Source organism: Rugamonas sp. DEMB1 (genome assembly GCF_029834475.1).
Lineage (GTDB): Bacteria > Pseudomonadota > Gammaproteobacteria > Burkholderiales > Burkholderiaceae_D > Rugamonas > Rugamonas rubra.
Map to the genome: position 1 here is coordinate 4,321,372 of NZ_CP122407.1, position 18,110 is coordinate 4,339,481.

The window sequence follows — 18,110 nt, forward strand, 5'->3', positions numbered from 1 at the left end:
TGCGCTATTGAATTCGCGCTATTTGACCGGCGCGCACTGTGGTCAGCAACGCGTCTTTCAGTTTGCTTAAATAGGCGTCCACGTCAGCTTCGGTTTCCAGGTACGTCTTGCTGGAGAGTTCGGCGGCACGGATGACGCGGGTGGTCTTGGCGACGGGCGCCGGCACGTTGGGCTGGCCGGTCTGCAGTGGCTTGGCGGTATTGCCAGGCATCGCAACATGGTCCGGGCGTTTTGTCGCAGCCGCTTCAATGAAATTGATGGCGTCGTCCATCGCATCGCCGCCCGCTCCTTGCAGCAACATAATCTCCGCAATGCTGGTCTGGCTTGCAATGCGCGCTTTCAGGTCTTGCAGCGGGCGCAGGGCTTTGTTGCTGAGGTCGGGCGTGGCAGCTGCTGTCCCGAGCTTGGCTTGAACTTCAATCAACTTGGCATCAATGGACAGCAAGGCTCTTTCGCGTTTTTCGTGCGCCAATTGCTCATTGATGGCGGTGACGGAGGCCAGCAGCGGCTCAATGCGGTTGACCTGGCCATAGGGCTTGGGGTTGTCGCGGATTTGGGTCAAGTCCATCAGGGCGGCGGCGGCTTGAGGCACTTTGGTCAATGCTTCACGATTGCTTTCGAACGCGCTCAGGCCATCGAGCAGCTTGCGCCAAGTGGTAATCTGGGTCTTGTAAAAGTTGACCAGGTCATGGATGTCGTCCGCCGCATCGAGCCACTCGTTCTTGGCGGCCAGCAGGGCTTCGATGAAGGCAAAGCTGTCACGGATGCTGAGTTGCTGGGCGATGCGGGTGAGCGCGGCATCAATTTCGGACTTGCCAGGATGGTGCGGTGCTGCGGCGGTATGAGCGTAACTTTTGAGCTCGGCTTGCCAATCCGTTAGCCGGGCGCGAAAGTCGGCAACCAGGCTGTCTTCCTCCTCGCGTCCCATTTTCTGGAACAGCTCCTTATACAACTCGCGTGCGCGTTTCATCGCGGTGGCATCAGCCGTTTTGCGCTTAAGAATGGAGACCTGCTTGAAGCGGACGGACTTGGTGAGGGGGTCGGCAGCGGATACGGGGTCCAGGTCGGAGCCTTCGAGCATCAGCTTGATTTCGCCGGACATGAACAGGCGTGCGATGAGCAGCACTGTTTCCCACTCTGGCTTCCACCCCCAAGGGATGCCGGCAAAGCGGTCCACCACGTCTGACAGCAGTACCCGGTTCTGGCTGGCGGCCAGTTGCAGGTAATCACGCATTTCTTTGATAGCCAGCCCATTGCCGGCTTCGCCGTCCAGACCCAACGAATGCTGGCCCAAGTCATCCGCATTGAGTACGGCCTTGATTTCAGCTATTGGGTCAACCTGGCGCACCTTGAGATATGGCAGCTTGCTGTAGGTATTGGTGATGAGATAATTGAGCAACTCATCGAGCACTTTATCCGGGCTGCCCGTCTTGATTTGAACAGGCTGGCCGAGCGCGTAAAAATCGCCTGATGCGATAAGTTCGGAAAGCTGATGCACCAAGCGCATACGGCGTTCACGGTTCTCATCCTTGCGGTCGGCCAGGATGCGCTTGAGCGACGGACTGGCTTGGTCGGCTTTGGGGCTGATGATGTATTTTTCGATTTGCAGGTATAGCGCCAATTCGATATCTAGGCGCTCGCCTTCCGGCAGGCGCACCACGGCGCGGCCGTTGCCTTCACTGCTGCGCAAAATGCAGCGGGCTGGCTGGAGCCGTTCGTATTCATCACCGAGCGGCGTGAGCACTTCAAAGCTCAGGGCGTGGCTGGCCTGGCGCCACGGCGCACCGTCAAGCAGACGGTTGAATTCATAGTCGGCCTTGGTGTCGCGGTGGCGCACCTTGGTTTGGTCCTTGAAAATATCCTCAAAAATCAGCCTCGCCAGTTCGCGGGACTTTTCAGCAGCGGAGACCTCGACATGACCGATTTCGCGGGCGACATCACGTTCTTCGTTGGTCAGGAAGAACCACAGGTCACCGTTGCGGCTGACCAGGCGCTCCCGCTCCAGGCGCGCCAGGCTTTCCTGAATCTTGCGCTTGAGAACGAGCTTGTCAGCATCAATCTGGTCTATGCAAAGTGTGGCAAGGTTGTCGATGGTCGGTTTGACGATGTCAGGGATGTACCGGATGAGGAACATCGCCTTCAGCAGCAGACTGTCATAGGGCCGCAAGCCAGGATTGTCCGGCGCCTGGTCAATCGAGCGCTTGGCCACGCCGTCGATAAAACTCTCAATGGCGGGATAGAAGTCATATAACGGAATCAGCACATCGATGCTGTGGTTCGCATTGCGCACGGCAGCGGACTGGAAGGCATCAAGCAGCGAGCGCTCGCCTCGTGATAAGTGCTTGCCAGTGGCGCCCACCTTGCGGATGGATTCGAAAATCTTTTGCAGCAAAGTGAACTGGTATGGCGCGAACGGGTAACAGGTAACGAATTCGGCAGCGTCCTTGTAACCACGTAAAGTCACCGAATTTCCCGAGAACGCGAGCTGATTGTTGATGACGTCGCTCTTGCTGGCGAAGGTGTCGCGCAGCGCAACGTGGGCGGCTTCCGTCTTGGACAGCAGGCGCTCGCCGATGACCTCGTCGGTGTTGCTGCTGGCCAGCGACAAACGAGTGTGAAAGCGGGCCTGAATCTTGGAGAAGTCCTGCCCCTTGGACTTGTTGTCCTCGCCAATGGCCGCGTCGATATCTTCCTGGCTGGTGACGATGACCCATGCGCGGCCCTTGCACTGGGCACCGAGCTGCTCAGTGATGGTCTGCAGGTTGAGCATCAACGGTGAGCTGGTCCCGATGAACTGGCCCACCTCATCAACCAAAAAGATGACCTTGTGGCTGGATGGCCGGGTAGCCAGGTATTCGTTGACGACCTTGGCAAACCCTTCGAGGGTAATGCGATAGTCATCTCTTGCAGAGTCGAACCACTTGCCCGCTGATTCAGGCGTCATTTTCAAGGCCTGGGCAAGCGCGGTCACAATGTCGTCGCGATAAAATGCGACGGCATCACTCTCTTGCTCCCAGGTGCCACCGTTGGAGGCGGCAAAGGCGGCCTTGAATGTCTCGAACGCACCCTTGGCTATCAGATGGCGCTCCATGTCCGCGATGTGCGGAGAGTCCCCCGACAAGCCCACCTTCTCATTGAACACACGCAAGAAGACCTGCAAGATGGCGTCGGGGTCGGATTTGTTGGCTTTGGCGTCAATATTGAACAGGATGACGTCCGCCGTGCCCTGCACCGCGCGCTGAATGTCAGCATGCAGCATAGCGTCTTTGATTTTTTGGTGGTCAAAGAACTGGGCAGCGTTGCGCCTTTCCCCAATGTCTGGATTATGAGCCTCGATGTTCTCCAGCAAATATGACAGTATCTTGATGAAGTGCGACTTACCTGAGCCGAAGAAGCCAGAAACCCATACACCCATACGGTCAGTAATGGCCGCGTCATGTGGCCGGTCGATGGCAGCCAAGTAGGCGTCAAAGAACTTGCGCAGGTATTCACTTATCTGCTTGGTGACGACGTACTCTTCCAGTTCCTGCCAGACGCTGGCGGCGTCCATTTGGTCTGCTTTGATGACGCCATTAATCGGGCGGTCGATGGGTTTGAGGAAAAGCTCGCTGATTTTCATGTTGTTCTGGTTCCCTGATTGCTTGAGTGTGCTGCGTGAGCTGTCTGAACTGCCTGAGCGGCTAGCTACGTGGTTTCTGGTACCAGGCGGAAGGCGCGGTAATAGTGGTCTTCGGCCAGCGAGTTGAACAGGCGTAGCGAATGCCCATCGTAGCGGCCAGGGAAGAACATCAGCAGGGGCGTATTGCCCATGATGGGATGCAGAGCCGACAGCAGCGTGTGGGTGCGCAGCATGGGGTACACGGAACCGACACCGGTCAAAATCAACAGGTCGAGATTAGCAATATCGTGCTGAGCAGCGATTTTCTGGGCAATCTTGTCTTCCTTGAGTACCGACCGCAGTGCGGCCAGCGTGATGTCGTCGCCTTTGCTGAGTTGCATGTCCATAGTCTTGTCGAGCAGTTTACGCTCCTCCAACAGCCCGGTCACCAGTTGAAGCAAATCAATGGTGTCGGCGCGCAAGGCTGGCATCTGCTTAGCTAACGCTGGCAACACGGTACCATAGAGGAAACTGCGCATGTCGAGCTCGCGGTCTGGCGGGTAGTCGAAAATCCAAAAACCGATTTCATTACCCAGGCCTTTGCTGTCCAAGAAATCACGCGATGTCACACGCGGCAGGATTTGGTTTAGGCGTTCGTCAAAGCTCAGAATCATCTTGCACGTTCCAGACAATCAAGGACATAGGATTCACCATGTGCGTTCAGGTAGCGCCGCACATCGGGGTGGAGGGATTTGGGGGTCAACTTCATCGACTTTGAACTATCAATGTACTTCGCCTCGACCAAAATTCGCAGGATGACCTGAAGCATCTTGTCCTTCGTGGATTGGGGCCATCCGGCCAACGATGGGTCGTGATGTCCGCATTCAGCCAAGAAATCCTGCCAGTCGGACCGAGCCAAGTCGGGCTCAAGTCGTCGCTGTCGTTCCGCATAGACGCGAAGCATGAAATCGCCGAGCAGTAAGCTATGTTTGATGGCCGCAGCCATGAGCATCTGGATGACTACTTCGCTCTCGCGTTCAGAAATCATCTTCCAGCCTTCAGCATCTAACGTCGTCAAACGCCGGCGAAGAAGTCTGGCCTGTCGCGCAGCGGTGGCGGCCGTTCTCTTCTGCAGGATGTTTTCTGTTTCGATGGCATGCGTCCACGCGTCCTGGTTCGGTTCAGTCAGCAGCAGTTTTGCAATTCGTCGGCTCTCCAGCGGCAGCAGCGCGCCAACATATATTTCTGCGTTATACCGCATCATGCAAGCGCAGCAGTACGGGGGGGGCTGACCGGGTTCATAGTTCCTACACGAATCTCTCTTTGGGCTGCCCAGTCTAACTGAAGGCAATCCGCAAGCGCAATGTCATCGGTGCCATTCTCCGGGGGTTTCCGACGAGAAAACAATGAATTTTGAATAATTCTCGGCGAAGGCCACGCTCAGTCGGAAAATTCGGGCAATTCTCACCAATACCCACCTCAAAAAATCCCCTAAATGACGTGGAATTGTTGACGCGCTGAGACGTAAAGGCACCCGCCGGAATTGGAACTAGTACTAAAGCGACAGCACACGTTTTTCCAAACCGTCCTAGTTACATCCCTCCCCACCTCCATCAGAATCGCATCTGTCGGCAATTTCACCGGCGCCAACCACATGGAGTAACAAATGAGCAGAACCGCAAACGACGACCGCAGCGACAGCATGAATCCGAATAACGACAGTTACGACGACAGCCAGGACAATCGTTCGGACCAGCTCAATCCGAACAATGACCGCTATCAGGGCGACGATGGAGACGACGACTAAGTAGGGGCGTCAGGCCGTAGTTTCCAGCATCATCCGACTACGGCCGCCCCATCGATTCCTGCGCTCCCCGCCTTGCCGCCGCGCTTCCGCTACAAGCCGGCCGCAAGCCGCGCTCTATGAAACTGGAGCCAGACTAAATATCGACCACGAAGCCATGACTCGAAGGTGTCATAGCCAAATGGAAGGCCGAGCCATGGGGTAACGAGATTTCCGCCGTCATTGCCCTTGAGTCCGCAAATCATTTCCTGGAAGTGCTGAGCAACATATCCGAGGAAATTGAGTTGACGCGCGACTGCGCAAAGAGCTTTGAATATTTCAGCATCGTCAGAGCAAAGCAACGCATCCGAGATGAGCTTCGTATACGATGAACTTGGAAAATTTTTCCCTCTGCTCCACGCACCGAGCGTGCAACCATCAATACTAACCTTTCTTAGCCTCGCATCCCTTGTCAGTGCAGCCGAGGTAGGAACATGGGCGGCCTTCAACACCCAGTCAAACAATAATGCTATGGAATTTTTCCCCACGCTACCCTCCTGGGGTATCAGGAACGAGACGTACGAACCTTCATCGTCAATATCCGCTGGCCGAGCCTCAATATCCCATATCGCCAACATGCTCAACCAGACTTCCAGCGCGACGGCGACCCGCAAGGGAAGCAGGTCTTCAAATTTAACTGCTTCTGCGAACCCGCACAGAAAAGCCGGCGGCACGAAACGTTTCACAAGTTCGTCGTTAGCAAGCGCTTTTGACGCGTCAAGAAAGCGTCCGTCCTTGCAGAGCAAGGTTACCGCACGGCTAGCTCTTTCCACGTCACAAAGAAATTGCATTGATGCCGACATCGCCTCGGCATTCCCAGCTTCGTCGCGAGAAGTACCAAGTGCATAAGCTTCCCATGGCCCTATCAAAGCGATACGATTGCAGGCGCTTTCCTCTCCATCTAACGCGGCCTGCATATCATCTTGCATTGTCGGCGGCATTAATTCTAAGAGTTCCTCCTTTAACCCCTTCGAAATCCTCCCAAGGCGTACGGCTCGCTCCAGCCCTTTGAACAACGATTCGCGGCCCATTTCGACGAAAGCCATCCGCATTGAGCGTCCGCCGAGCCTGAGCGCGACATCAGGGTCAAACAAGAAGAGGCCGCTGAGATGAATGCGTTTGGCTCGCCCTTCAAACGGATTTATGTAGCGAGGACACTTTTGCTGAAGTGCCGCATCGTCGTCTGCTTTTCTAGTCAAAAAATCCTCGATTCTTTCTAGCACGGACGCATATTGCAGAAGAAATACGGTTTCGGAAAACTACCTACAGTCACCTCTCGAAAAAGCCAAATTGGCTGTCAGCGATTTGTGTCGTCACTGGCATCTTTAGCTTTTTTTGGGACACAGGAATAAGCCCAATGCTACCCCAATACCAGTCCCCGCACCCGGAAGCAAGACGCTACCAATTGAGGCTCCTGCCCCTACCGCAGCAGTTGCTTCCACTACCATTCCCGCCATTAGTCCGGCAACACAGGCAGTATAGCCACGTCCCCAATAACTATCGCTTTATTCCGATTTTTGGGTAGTCCTGCGGCATCGTCACGGTTCGCCAGCGTCCGAAGACCGCCAAGGGAGTGATATTTTTGACCATTGAAGATGAGTCCGGCACCGTGAACGTCATTTGCTGGCCCAACCTGTTGGCGCAGCAGCGCAAGGAGCTGATGGGAGCCAGGCTGCTGGGGGGCTACGGCGTGCGGCAGTGCGAACGCGACGCGCGGCATCTGGTTGCAAAGCGGCTTGTGTACCTGACTCACATGCTCTGGGGGCTGGATATCATGTACAGGAATTGTCATTGAAAGCGAGGAGGCGCGGAAGAACCCATCACCTTGAGACGGCTATGGGCGACGGGCTGCAGCCGCCCCAAAGCGGCCATGCGCGAATTACATTTACTGCCCGCCATTACGCCGCTACTCTCCAAGGAAATTACCATTTTCGAAATGGAAGATTTCCAGACCCTACCGCTCGGCATACCTTATGTTTATGCAGAAAACCGAGAAGGGCAGATGAGGCCAATGCCTCGTGAGGCGTCGGACCGACAGTTACATTATCGAATATCCAATCGTCATTTCCGAGTTCTAGCTTAGTATAAGGAACGAGCATTGCGGCCCCCTCACCTTGTCGAAAATCTATTTTTTGGCTTGCATCTGGCAAAAGGCTTGAAATAAGTCTCCATTCCTTTTCCTCCTCAAACGCTTTGTGCTTGATAAGTGAAAGTACCTGCAATATATCACTGACGTATTTCTCGAAATGAATATTATAGTTCTCTGACGTCGCAGGCTCAGCACATTCAAATCTACTTCGAAGCTCAACAATTAACGCACCTAAAAGTGCGTGATGTGATGCTGTGTCATATATGCACTGACCCAGCCGAAATTCATTAGTTGTTGCAATAGTCGCCACTCTTGATGGCGTAAAAGCTACGCTCACCCCCTTTCCGTGCGGGGTATAACTTCGCCACTGACTCAATAAACTCTGTTCCTGTGACATCGAAAACACAAATATGTTGTGCGGCTTTGATGAAAACAGGTTTCTCAGCCAATCTTCAAAGCAAATAGCGAAATCGTTTTGGGAATTTTCCGCACCATCAATTAGAATTTTTGTCTCTAGCATCTCCCGCAAGACTTCGCGGGCATGTATCAATTCCGCAGAGTCGTTAAGGTAATAAATATGACTTGCCCAGACTGTGCGATTCGAAGCGATTCCTTCCAATGCACTTATGCTAGTGTAGTGGTACAACGGAAATGTTGGGTCGTAAAAGTATTTGTCGATAGCACTCACAGGTTTATATCCTAGTTGCGTACATAGTTGTATCAAGCCGCATTACCGTTATCGTGTCAGGCATTCATGCATCGTGTTAATTGGATTGCGCGGGAACGTCTGCTTCTGACCGATTGCTGACCGTCGAAAACGGGAACTACAGGGGCCACATTCACAAGCATATACGAGGTGGCGCCAATTGAATTACATAGCCGCGCCCCCAAGCTTCCGGGATGAAAATCGTTCGGAGCTCATCTTCGCCCTATGCATATGTTATATTTCGCGTATATTCAACCATTTTCATCACTCATCCCCCTGGAGGAAATATGACGTCGTATGTAGAGTATGTTGAACAAATTGCTAAATTGCAAGCCCTCGCAGAAGCAGCCCGCAAAGATGAAATCAATGAGGCGATTCAGAAAATTAAGGAGTTGATGCAGCTGCACGGAGTGACAGTGGAGGACATCTCCTCCGGAAGTCGTGCAAAGCCAGCAAAAGCCAAGGGCGCCGTTGCCGCGCAATTCAAGAACCCAGAGACCGGGGAGACCTGGACTGGCCGTGGCCGTGCGCCGCGCTGGCTTGATGGCAAAGAAAAGGAACAGTTCCGTATTACGAACTAAAGCATGCAGGCGACGCGAATATCTCCCATTCGCGTCGCCTGCTATTCGCCCACTTAGGTCCATTTCTGCCCCCCTTGATAAGCAGGTCGTCACTCCCGATGCGTCATCGCGGCGCGAGCCAATCGAGTACGAGTTTTCCTGCACCTCTCCGGGAGGTTCGCCTAGTGCGCCACATCGCGCCGAGTCGTAAGGTACGCATAGCCTCCGCCAAGGTATTAGAGCTTGTTTCGGGGAAAAGTGTCCTAGTAGGGCTTTTTTTCCTTCAGGCAGTGACTTTCGTGGCCGGATGCAATCACACCATATCGTTGCGGATTTTTGACTTTGCAAAGATATAGCGACAGTTTGAGAGGGCTTCAGCTGGTTGGTGAAAAGCGACGATTGAGCTGCCTAGGGGATGAACTAGTCCGGCAGAGCACACACGGACGAACTGCATGAAGGTACCGGCGTCCGCAGGATGAGACTGCGGAGCTGCACTGCTGACCCATCAGGCCAACCGTAAGCGCCAGAAGGCCCTGGAGGAACGTTTGAGCGAGTCGCCGGGCAGCCAGGGTTGAGCGGTGTGCGAACGCGCTCCTATGCGCTGTGTGAAGAAGCCCTGTGACGCGGCGACAGTGGTCCACTCCCCAGACTCCTTTTCTTCAAAAAGCCGGTCATGGTGAACGGCTACCTCTCGACCTTTGATTTTAAAACAGGCGAACCTAGCACACTCATCCCTGGCTGCCCAAAATTCAAACCCTAAGAGATGTTGCTCTGATAGCATTCAAAACCGGGGCCTTTTTACGTCGAGGCTCATTTGAATATAAAGTTGTGATTTCCATTCCGGCAAACAGGCCAACTGTCGCCCTCCCCGCCAGCCAGTTGGTCTGAATCGCAAGACAGCATTTTCTCGCGTATCAACTCATGTCTTCCAACATTTAACTACTGTTTAGGCCCGCGCCACGTAGAGCGGAAGAGCGAAAGAGCTCAAGGATTGGATGGCACTACGCCAGCATCCTAGTCCACCAACAAGGATATCCATACTACAAAGTCTATAAGTACTATGGTTGCCTCTCACCGCTGAAAACACTCTGTGATTAATGGCTGTTATTGCGCTGACGGATGGTCGTGGCGATGTGCAGGTCAAGTAGGCACGATGCGGACGTCAAGTAAAAACGATGCGGACGTCAAGCGGAAACGATGTGGAGGTCAAGTATCTTCCATAGAGCGGAAGAGCTCAAGGATTTGATGGAACTACGCCAGCATCCTAGTCCACCAACAAGGATACCCATACTACAAAGTCTATAAGTACTATGGTTGCCTCTCACCGCTGAAAACACTCTGTGATTAATGGCTGTTATTGCGCTGACGGATGGTCGTAGCGATGTGCAGGTCAAGTAAGCACGATGTGGACGTCAAGTAAAAGCGATGCGGACGTCAAGCGGAAGCGATGTGGAGGTCAAGTATCTTCCATAGAGCGGAATAGCTTAAGGATTGGATGGCACTACGCCAGCATCCTAGTCCACCAACAAGGATACCCATACTACAAAGTCTATAAGTACTATGGTTGCCTCTCACCGCTGAAAACACTCTGTAATTAATGGCTGTTATTGCGCTGACGGATGGTCGTGGTGATGTGCAGGCCAAGTAAGCACGATGCGGACGTCAAGTAAAAACGATGCGGACGTCAAGCGGAAGCGATGTGGAGGTTAAGAAAATAAATCTTCCATAGAGCGGAAGAGCTCAAGGATTGGATGGCACTATGCCCGAGTCCAAGTCCACCAACAAGGATTCCCATACTACAAGGTCTATAAGTACTATGGTTGCCTCTCACCGCTGAAAAAGCTCTGTGATTAATGGCTGTTATTGCGCTGACGGATGGTCGTGGCGATGTGCAGGTCAAGTAAGCACGATGCGGACGTCAAGTAAAAACGATGCGGATGTCAAGCGGAAGCGATGTGGAGGTCAAGTAAATAAATCTCCCACAAAAAATATCAATCAGTGTTTAAAGGAATTTTTCTTAAATTATACGAAACCGGCTTCATTGGAAAAATCATGCGTGGCGCCTTTACGTATACTCATAGGCCCCAATCAACGCCCATGAATTATGAAACAGAAACAACCAGTGTTAAATGTGCAACTTAATAAGGCCAAGAAACTGCGTGAGCTTGCGAACCGCACAGCTCGAGCTGCGATGGCCCCTGCATTGGACAACCAGACTACGGTGCTGAGTGCGGCGGAAGAACTGAGCAAAATTGCAGACGGCCTTGAGCGTAAAGCAAAGCTGGCGATTTCTGAGCCGCCAGTCGCCGTGCTGCACTCCGACGCTACCGTTGAAGAGGTTCAAAAGTCGCGCCGGCGCCAGGCAACTCGACGCGGTGGGGACATCTATCTCCCAAGCTGGTCCGCTATGGCTTTGGCACTACCGAATACTTTTTTAAGGACTGCGCTATTCTCGACGGGCAGAAGTGTTCAGGCGAATTGCGCAAAGGTGTTAGAGGGAGACCTAAGCACCCTGGTCGCAGGGAAGGAAATCGCGTCTTTCAAAAAACTGACGCTGACGTTCAGTGGTTATGAATTATGTCAGTTCGACCGACGTGTGTATGCAACTTGCCTTGACTACTATCGAGAGAAGCCTCTTTCTCCTGAAGATTCTCATCAATACGTAACTACATCGTTCTACGAATTTTCAAACCGAATGGGGCTTACCTACGGATTAAATACCCACAAAGCCATTCGCGCCAGCCTATTACGGTTAAGCTTTGCCCAGATGCGAATGCGATATGACGGCTGGAATTTAGAGGTCCCAAAATTGCTTACGGCAAGCTTCGAGGACGCTTTGAGCAGTGGTGTATTCAAAGGCAGTGACCTGATGCTGCTTCGGGTAACGGAATCCGTCGCCGAACTCTTCGGGCCTGGCGCTTGGACTGCCGTCGATAAAGAGGCCATCGGATACGATGGTTTGATTGGCTGGTTAGCAAGTTTTTATGCGGGACACTCAGCCTCCCAGTGGCTTGATATCAAGCGTTTGTATCTACTCTCAGGTTACGAATCGCACATGCGTAACTTCAAGGTGAGTCTCGTTCGCGCTTTAGAAAAACTCAAGGATGAAAGCACGCCTTCCTGTAGCCGAGTCGCTACATACCACTTCACCGATGATGGGAGCAAATTAAAGGTTGTGCGCGCGACCTGGGGCGAATCCAAGCTGACCAAATAGCGTGGTGCGTTCCCAATGAAGATAGTTCGACTGTGCTGATAAAACGGACCGATATACCGCATTATCCTTGCTCGGTATAATTAAAAATTTTCATGCGCATGAGATGACACTCAAATTCTTCTCATCAAAAAATGCTAGATTGCGTCTAGAAAACTCTCCTAACTCCCCTTTCCACACCGAGCGGCGCTGCCACTGAAAGATGCCACTTGCATCGCTCCATTGTCGCCTCAACGCGTCAACCTCCGAGAACCCTAATGAAGTCAAGTACGTCTGGACCAATGTTAGTCTTTGAGCCTATACTTGAACCGTTAGGAGATTTTTATGGCTACCGAAAAAAAACGTGAATTCAATCAACAAGTTGCTGAGCTGAAGAGCAAAAGCTTGCAGGAAGTTGCGAATAAATTCTCACGTACTCTTGCACTTGGTGAGTTTCGCACACTGACGGGTGCCACTGCTATCGTTCGTCCTCAGCGAGTGACCTCCTAGAACAGTTGGTGACTAGGCAATAAACGGTCGCAGAGCGGCCGTTTTGCTTTTTACGAACGCAAAAACTTACTGGCGACTCCGCCAAAAATCGTCTATATGATGAGAGTTCTGCCGCGAGCCTGCAAGCAACTGGGTCGCAGACTTGGTCAACGTGCAGCAAACGTGGTTGTCTACATGGGCTCTACATGGGCTCTACATGGCCCGTCCTCGCGCCATATATCACCGTCACCTCCTAAGCCTGTAATCGAACATCTCCCGCGAGCCGCAATCTTCCTGCAATAGGAAACCCACACACCGAGCGAGCAACTGTTCATCGACGACGCCGGCCAGACTGTCGGCGTGACCGACGGCAGCACCGGCGAAATCCGCTGCGCCAAGGTGTTCGTCGCCGTGCTGGGCGCGTCGAACACACCTACATCGAGGCGACAAGGAGCGAGCAATAGCAGGACTGGATAGGCAGCCAGGTGCTCGCGCTCGCGTCCTTCGGCGGCTGCACCGAGCTGTGGGTGCCCGACAACCTGCGCAGCGGCGTCTCGAAGGCCTCGCGCTGCAAACCTGACGTCAACCCCACCTACCACAACCTGACCGAGCATTACGGCGTGGCGGTGCTGCCGGTCCGCGCCCGCCGGCCCAAGGACAAGGCCAAGGTCGAAAACGGCGTGCTGGTGGTCACGCACTGGCTGCTGGCACGCCTGCGCCATCAGCGCTTCCAGCCTGAACGAACTGAACCGGTCGCTGCGCACGCTGCTGACCGATTTGAATCAGCGCCCCTTCAAAAAACTGCCCGGCAGCCGCGCCAGCACCTTCGCCGAGATGGACCAACCTGCCTTGCGTGCGCTGCCGGAGCTGTACTGCGAATACGCCGAATGGAAGGTGGCGCGGGTCGGCGTCGACTACCACGTCGAGGTCGACGGCCACTACTACTCGGTGCCGTGCCAGCACGCCCGGGCCCAGGTGGACGTGCGCATGACGCGCAGCGCGGGCGAGGTGTTCCTGCGCGGCCAGCGCATCGCCAGGCACGCCCAGTGCGCCTTCAAGGGATGCCACACGACGGTGGCCGCGCACATGCCGCCGGCGCACCGCGAGGTGGCCGGCTGGAACGCGCAGACGCTTACGGCGCGGGCCGAAGCCGTGGGGCCGCACTGCGCGGTGCTGATGGAACGGCTGCTGCGCCAGCGGCAGCATCCGCAGCAGGCGTTCCGCAGTTGCCTGGGCGTGCTGTCGCTGGGGCAGAAGTACGGCATCGGCCAGCTGGAGGCGGCCGGCGCCCGCGCGCTCAAGCACAGCGCCGTCAGCTGGAAGAGCGTGCAGGCCATCCTCAAGAACGGCCTCCACCTGCAGCAGCAGGACGTCCAGCGCACGCTTGAACTGCCCGAGCACGAGAACCTGCGCGGCGCGGCCTACTACCAGTCGAGTCAGATTTACTAAAACGACATAAACGGTACATACCGTTTATGCAAGAACAGTGGAGCGCCCACCGGCCTGCCGCGCCCCGCCCCGCCCACGAAAGGATGACCGATGTTGAACCACAGACCTACGACAAACTGACCCGCCTGAAGCTGTTCGGCATGGCACGCGCCTTCACCGAACAGAGCGCACTGGACCTGCACCACCTTGGATTCGAAGAACGACTTGGCCTGCTGGTCGAACATGAAGTAAGCGAACGCGATGGCAAGGCGCAGGCGTTGCGCCTGCAGCGGGCCAAGCTCAAGCCCAACATCGCCGCCGAGGACACCGACTACCGCCACGCGCGCGGGCTCGACAAGGCGCTGTACCAACGGTTGCTGGCCGGTCTGTGGCTGTCGGAAAAACAGAACGTGCTGCTGACCGGCCCCACCGGCGTCGGCAAGACCTGGCTGGCCTGCGCGCTGGCGCACTAGGCTTGCCGCATGGGCCGCAGCGCCAATTACGTGCGTCTGCCGCGCCTGCTCGACGAGCTCAGCATCGGGCGCGCCGACGGACGCTACATGTAGAGTCTGACAGGTGCACGTGGTCAGAACTCGAAATTCGAGCCGGATTGGCACCGCTGGGGCAGTTGGCTTATAGCCACGAAGGAGTCGTACAGGGAAAAATACCTGAAGTACTCCTGCAACTGACGACCGGCCTAGCCTGGGTCGAAGTGGAAAACAGTTGGAGCAGCGACAAGGACCTGGCAAAAGTGGTTGCCAGCATGCGGACCATGTTCGTCGACAAGCGCATTTCCGAAGTCCATTTTGTGATTACCGCACCGGGTGCAAAAACCCTCGGTGCCCGGCTTCGTAAGGCTTTGACACATGATGCAAAGTCAGGGTGGCCTCGACAGATAAAGGAACTAGACTCAAAAATTCTTCAGGGGTTCATTTAGGTTTTCACGCTCAAGGGCGACACGCTTGAGCTACTAGAGGTCGTATTCTGAACTCCTGCAACGCGCAAAAGTGTCCTATTAAGGAAATTTTGCCATATTAACAACATGCGACGCTTTTTTTGGTAGTCCTGTGGGCCTCCTCGCCGGGCCAAACTGTCCTACTAGGACAGTTTTTGTCATTTTTACAACGTCCAGATGGTGCATGGGTGAGCTTCGGGCGCCCCCCACACCTCGGTTATCGCCAAGCCGCTTCAAACAAGCGCGAGCTACCTTGCTCAGGTCACGTCCGACGTAGCCGAAGTGCCCACTTGGCGCTGCAACTGCCTGCGTGCCTCCTTCAACCTTTTCTTGGTAAATCCGTAACCGCTCCGGCATAGGATTAGGTGGCCATCCAACGCTAGTGGAGAGTGCGGCAGTCCGGTTCCACTCCAAGTATCGTCCAGGATAATGAATGGTTGTGATGGTTCACGATTTGCATCAAGCCACCACTCAATTTCGTCCCGCCTGCTGGACGAGCGCGCCCTGGGCGTTCGCCATTCGTCATGCAGATTCTCAACTACAAACTGCAGCCGTGTACGAGTCAACGCTTCGCACATCCGCGCTCGGTCGAGATATGTCGCCCAGGAAGAGCTGATGACATAGGATGGTTCGAACTCAGCATGCAGTTCGCGCAAATTCTCAGCTGCCCCTCGGTCAACAATGCGCTCCCACAATTCAGGAAAATCGGGAACAGTCTGTTCGAATATTTTCAGCATCTGCCCGCTGTGATGCACCTTATCCAAGCACAGCACGTCGTCCATGTCGAGAAACACAATTGGACGCACGTTATGCCCCGCTCTCGAGCGTTCCAGCCTCGCTACCTCGTCGTCGTGCGCCAAGGCATGCTTTTACTCCCTGACACCGCGGTAGGGCACCCGACCAAGGCATTTGAAGTCTGCTTGTACTGTTAGGACGATTTTCATGCATTGCATTCTCTCGATTTGATTAACCTGAGGGGACGCTAGCACGCTCAACTAAGGGAGGCAAAGCCAACTCCATGGCAGTTGGCAAAATCGTTTTTCCGCGGTATACAACGTGTTGCAAGGGCGCGAAAACGTACCATGTCGAGCCGAGAAACGACGACCGGCTGGACGTACGCCGCGCTAGGGTTGCCAAAGCATTAGCTTCTGGGAGCATCCGCATCCCGTCCGCAGCGATGCGTAACGTAGCGTATCGTAGCAACACCCCAAAAAAAACAACACGATGTATATCCCGCTCAACGCTCTACAACCTACCGAACGACCGCAACCAGGCCGTCGTTCGCGCTTGACGCTCCCTCAACTGGCCGAAACCGCCTTCTGCAAGGCTTCGCGCTCGGACGGCGTCAGCTGCGCGGACACGGTCAGGATAGCTACCGGCGGTGCTCCGGGGGCAGCGGAGACGGATGCGCCCAGCGGACGTCTGTCCACGGTCACCTGCGTGTTGGCTTTCAGCACGTTGAGCTGCGCTTTCAGCTTGTCGGGCTCGGCGATGATTGCCTGCATGATGGAGCGGATGGCTGGGTCGTCATCCGAGAGCGCACGTCGAGGCGACCTGCGCACCTTTGCCGAGCAGTCTATGCTGGCCTGGAACACATCGACTTCGAAGAGCGCCTCCGCACGCCCGCAGGTTGAGCCCGACAAGCTACTTGGGGTCTGCGGCGCGTGGCAGTGCGAGCGAAACGTATGGCATCTGGTTAAAAAACGCCTCGTGGACCTGAGCCATATGCTTGGGGAGCTGGATACCAGGTCCAGGAATTTTCATTGGAGTCGAGGAGGGCCGGAAGAACCCACCACATTCAGACGGCAATGGGCGACGGGCTGCTGCCGCCCCAAAGCCGCCGGCCGCACTACCGACCTGCTAATTCGATTCATTCTCCGGTGCAATGAATTTGAATTTTTCTGCCACGTACTTGGCAGAATTTTCGATGTAAGGGAACACCGTGCTATCGTTAATATTCATCGCATCCAGCTCTCTAACCAGTCGCTTTTTGTCAGTCACTGCATAACGAAAAATCTTAAATGTATCATCACCCTCTTCATTCAGCTTCGCATTATCGCCGAATAGTAAGAAAGCTCCTGATTGAGAGGAAATCCGGTCGTTAGTTCTCTTCCCTTTAACGCAGAGTACGCTACGTAAGTCTTCGGGCTTAATTCGCTTTTCAAAATAAGGTTTTTCCTCACAGATAAAGTGATGGAGACGCTTTATGCTTGCCTGGCTGTTGAAGAAATCGAGTCCAAATTCAACATCAACTATGTCATTTGGAGTATCCGGATAGCTAATCTCTTCTGTATCAGCCAATCGAGCAAGGTTAGCCAAGCAGCTAGCGGTGTCCGAATCAAAATATTTCACTGCGTCACGCCGCACCACAAACCTGATTACTTCTCCAACAATGTTATGTTTATCCTTGGCATTGCAGGCGAAGTATAGAGCAATGAGAGGATTCGAAGTAATATCTAGAAGCCGAGTAGGAAGTGAGTAATGTTGCATTCGAACAAGCCGGTCCAGCGTTGAAGAATCGCTCGCAAAATCGCTAGCATTCGAAACCAAAAGCTCGCGGTAAATCAAATGCTCTTTTGTCAAATAAAGAAGATTCCCATCTTTATCTTTCCTGAATAGTGACGGTTCCAGCTTGTATCCCGTTCTACTAGAATGTCCTCGGTAAAAAACGTCCTCATCCATCGAAACTGAGCCAAACAGAACCTTGTCAATGTAATCCTGCAACGAGTGAATAGGGACAATTTCGTTTTCTTCAGGCGGCAGGCTCCCGTCCCCGGAAGGTAGCGATGGAGAATTGACGTTTTGAGGCAAGAGGTTTCTCGTTCGGAGCATGTCCAGAAGGTCCCCTTCCTTTACAGCCCAATGCGTCCGATTCATTTCCCATTTTCGAATGTCAAAGTATTGAAAGTACGGCTCAATGGAATCGTAAGAAATTTCGGGAATGCTTGATTCAAATTCGAATTCAATCAACACCGTGCTCTGTCTGCGCACGAATCTTGTGATGCGGCCAACCCTCATACCAAGTCGGTTCCAAGCTTCATATGCAAAAATGCACGGTAAAGCAACCATAGAATTCAACTCTATGTCAGAAAGCTTTTCCAGCTTATCTGAGATAGTCTTTTCCGTGTACTCGAGGATTCGCCCCTTTTCCCATTCGTAAAAACTCTTGTCCCAGCCACCAGGTTGGGACGTCACAAGAAAGTTAAACATAGCTGGCTTTTCTCTGTTAGAAATCTCAAAAAATGCTGACGC

Annotated in this window: 16 protein-coding genes and 1 pseudogene; 8 read left to right on the top strand and 9 right to left on the bottom strand. The window is 53.9% G+C overall.

Annotated elements, in window-relative coordinates:
* Positions 1 to 4 precede the first annotated feature (4 nt).
* The 3 genes from brxC to QC826_RS19820 all read right to left on the bottom strand — a co-directional run bounded on the left by brxC (position 5) and on the right by QC826_RS19820 (position 4,862).
* Positions 5 to 3,619: a BREX system P-loop protein BrxC gene (gene brxC / locus QC826_RS19810; RefSeq protein WP_279762097.1), complete on the bottom strand. Its 3,615-nt coding sequence runs from the start codon at positions 3,617 to 3,619 to the stop codon at positions 5 to 7.
* 65 nt (positions 3,620 to 3,684) lie between these two features.
* Positions 3,685 to 4,272 (bottom strand): DUF1788 domain-containing protein, encoded by a 588-nt coding sequence (locus QC826_RS19815; RefSeq protein WP_279762098.1) that lies wholly within the window; start codon positions 4,270 to 4,272, stop codon positions 3,685 to 3,687.
* Entirely contained in the window at positions 4,269 to 4,862 is a 594-nt protein-coding gene (locus QC826_RS19820; protein ID WP_279762099.1) for a DUF1819 family protein, read from the bottom strand. The genes QC826_RS19815 and QC826_RS19820 overlap by 4 nt, the downstream gene beginning before the upstream one ends.
* Before the next feature lie 402 nt (positions 4,863 to 5,264).
* On the opposite strand from QC826_RS19820, the gene QC826_RS19825 reads away from it, so the two are divergent.
* Positions 5,265 to 5,405 (top strand): hypothetical protein, encoded by a 141-nt coding sequence (locus QC826_RS19825; RefSeq protein ID WP_279762100.1) that lies wholly within the window; start codon positions 5,265 to 5,267, stop codon positions 5,403 to 5,405.
* Between the two features lie 89 nt (positions 5,406 to 5,494).
* Here the strand turns inward: QC826_RS19825 and QC826_RS19830 are convergent, their stop codons facing one another.
* Entirely contained in the window at positions 5,495 to 6,664 is a 1,170-nt protein-coding gene (locus QC826_RS19830) for a hypothetical protein (RefSeq protein ID WP_279762101.1), read from the bottom strand.
* 305 nt (positions 6,665 to 6,969) lie between these two features.
* Between QC826_RS19830 and QC826_RS19835 the strand changes: the two are divergent.
* Positions 6,970 to 7,236: pseudogene (locus QC826_RS19835) on the top strand (OB-fold nucleic acid binding domain-containing protein); the annotation flags it as partial.
* Positions 7,237 to 7,363: 127 nt separating this feature from the next.
* Here the strand turns inward: QC826_RS19835 and QC826_RS19840 are convergent.
* A complete protein-coding gene (locus tag QC826_RS19840) occupies positions 7,364 to 8,218 on the bottom strand; it encodes a DUF2971 domain-containing protein (RefSeq protein WP_279762102.1) in 855 nt (284 codons plus the stop codon).
* A 305-nt stretch (positions 8,219 to 8,523) separates the two neighbouring features.
* On the opposite strand from QC826_RS19840, the gene QC826_RS19845 reads away from it, so the two are divergent.
* The 3 genes from QC826_RS19845 (at position 8,524) to QC826_RS19855 (ending at position 12,496) form a co-directional block, all read left to right on the top strand.
* A complete protein-coding gene (locus QC826_RS19845; protein ID WP_279762103.1) occupies positions 8,524 to 8,817 on the top strand; it encodes an H-NS histone family protein in 294 nt (97 codons plus the stop codon).
* Positions 8,818 to 10,900: 2,083 nt separating this feature from the next.
* Complete coding sequence (locus QC826_RS19850; protein ID WP_279762104.1) at positions 10,901 to 12,010, top strand: hypothetical protein; 1,110 nt, start codon at positions 10,901 to 10,903, stop codon at positions 12,008 to 12,010.
* Between the two features lie 321 nt (positions 12,011 to 12,331).
* Positions 12,332 to 12,496 carry a hypothetical protein gene (locus QC826_RS19855; protein WP_279762105.1) on the top strand — a complete coding sequence of 55 codons (165 nt, stop codon included), beginning with the start codon at positions 12,332 to 12,334 and terminating at the stop codon, positions 12,494 to 12,496.
* A 412-nt stretch (positions 12,497 to 12,908) separates the two neighbouring features.
* Here the strand turns inward: QC826_RS19855 and QC826_RS19860 are convergent, their stop codons facing one another.
* Positions 12,909 to 13,061, bottom strand: a complete 153-nt coding sequence (locus QC826_RS19860; RefSeq protein WP_279762106.1) for a hypothetical protein — start codon at positions 13,059 to 13,061, stop codon at positions 12,909 to 12,911.
* Positions 13,062 to 13,252: 191 nt separating this feature from the next.
* Between QC826_RS19860 and QC826_RS19865 the strand changes: the two genes are divergently transcribed.
* The 3 genes from QC826_RS19865 (at position 13,253) to QC826_RS19875 (ending at position 14,840) form a co-directional block, all read left to right on the top strand.
* A complete protein-coding gene (locus QC826_RS19865; protein WP_279762107.1) occupies positions 13,253 to 13,924 on the top strand; it encodes a Mu transposase domain-containing protein in 672 nt (223 codons plus the stop codon).
* Between the two features lie 83 nt (positions 13,925 to 14,007).
* Positions 14,008 to 14,376, top strand: a complete 369-nt coding sequence (locus tag QC826_RS19870) for an ATP-binding protein (protein WP_279762108.1) — start codon at positions 14,008 to 14,010, stop codon at positions 14,374 to 14,376.
* 137 nt (positions 14,377 to 14,513) lie between these two features.
* Positions 14,514 to 14,840, top strand: a complete 327-nt coding sequence (locus QC826_RS19875; protein WP_279762109.1) for a hypothetical protein — start codon at positions 14,514 to 14,516, stop codon at positions 14,838 to 14,840.
* Positions 14,841 to 15,115: 275 nt separating this feature from the next.
* On the opposite strand, the gene QC826_RS19880 is transcribed toward QC826_RS19875, so the two are convergent.
* The 3 genes from QC826_RS19880 to QC826_RS19890 all read right to left on the bottom strand — a co-directional run bounded on the left by QC826_RS19880 (position 15,116) and on the right by QC826_RS19890 (position 18,068).
* Positions 15,116 to 15,718, bottom strand: coding sequence for an HAD domain-containing protein (locus QC826_RS19880; RefSeq protein WP_279762110.1), 603 nt, complete (start codon positions 15,716 to 15,718; stop codon positions 15,116 to 15,118).
* Positions 15,719 to 16,156: 438 nt separating this feature from the next.
* On the bottom strand, positions 16,157 to 16,453 hold the full coding sequence (gmtX, locus tag QC826_RS19885; protein WP_313872726.1) for a gamma-mobile-trio protein GmtX: 297 nt from the start codon (positions 16,451 to 16,453) through the stop codon (positions 16,157 to 16,159).
* A 265-nt stretch (positions 16,454 to 16,718) separates the two neighbouring features.
* Positions 16,719 to 18,068, bottom strand: a complete 1,350-nt coding sequence (locus QC826_RS19890; protein ID WP_279762111.1) for an FRG domain-containing protein — start codon at positions 18,066 to 18,068, stop codon at positions 16,719 to 16,721.
* Positions 18,069 to 18,110: the final 42 nt, after the last annotated feature.

Coding starts and splice junctions, on each gene's coding strand:
- QC826_RS19890 (WP_279762111.1), bottom strand. CDS start 18,068: ATGTTTAACTTTCTTGTGACGTCCCAACCTGGTGGCTGGGACAAGAGT.
- brxC (WP_279762097.1), bottom strand. CDS start 3,619: ATGAAAATCAGCGAGCTTTTCCTCAAACCCATCGACCGCCCGATTAAT.
- QC826_RS19815 (WP_279762098.1), bottom strand. CDS start 4,272: ATGATTCTGAGCTTTGACGAACGCCTAAACCAAATCCTGCCGCGTGTG.
- QC826_RS19820 (WP_279762099.1), bottom strand. CDS start 4,862: ATGATGCGGTATAACGCAGAAATATATGTTGGCGCGCTGCTGCCGCTG.
- QC826_RS19850 (WP_279762104.1), top strand. CDS start 10,901: ATGAAACAGAAACAACCAGTGTTAAATGTGCAACTTAATAAGGCCAAG.
- QC826_RS19855 (WP_279762105.1), top strand. CDS start 12,332: ATGGCTACCGAAAAAAAACGTGAATTCAATCAACAAGTTGCTGAGCTG.
- QC826_RS19845 (WP_279762103.1), top strand. CDS start 8,524: ATGACGTCGTATGTAGAGTATGTTGAACAAATTGCTAAATTGCAAGCC.
- QC826_RS19870 (WP_279762108.1), top strand. CDS start 14,008: ATGACCGATGTTGAACCACAGACCTACGACAAACTGACCCGCCTGAAG.
- QC826_RS19825 (WP_279762100.1), top strand. CDS start 5,265: ATGAGCAGAACCGCAAACGACGACCGCAGCGACAGCATGAATCCGAAT.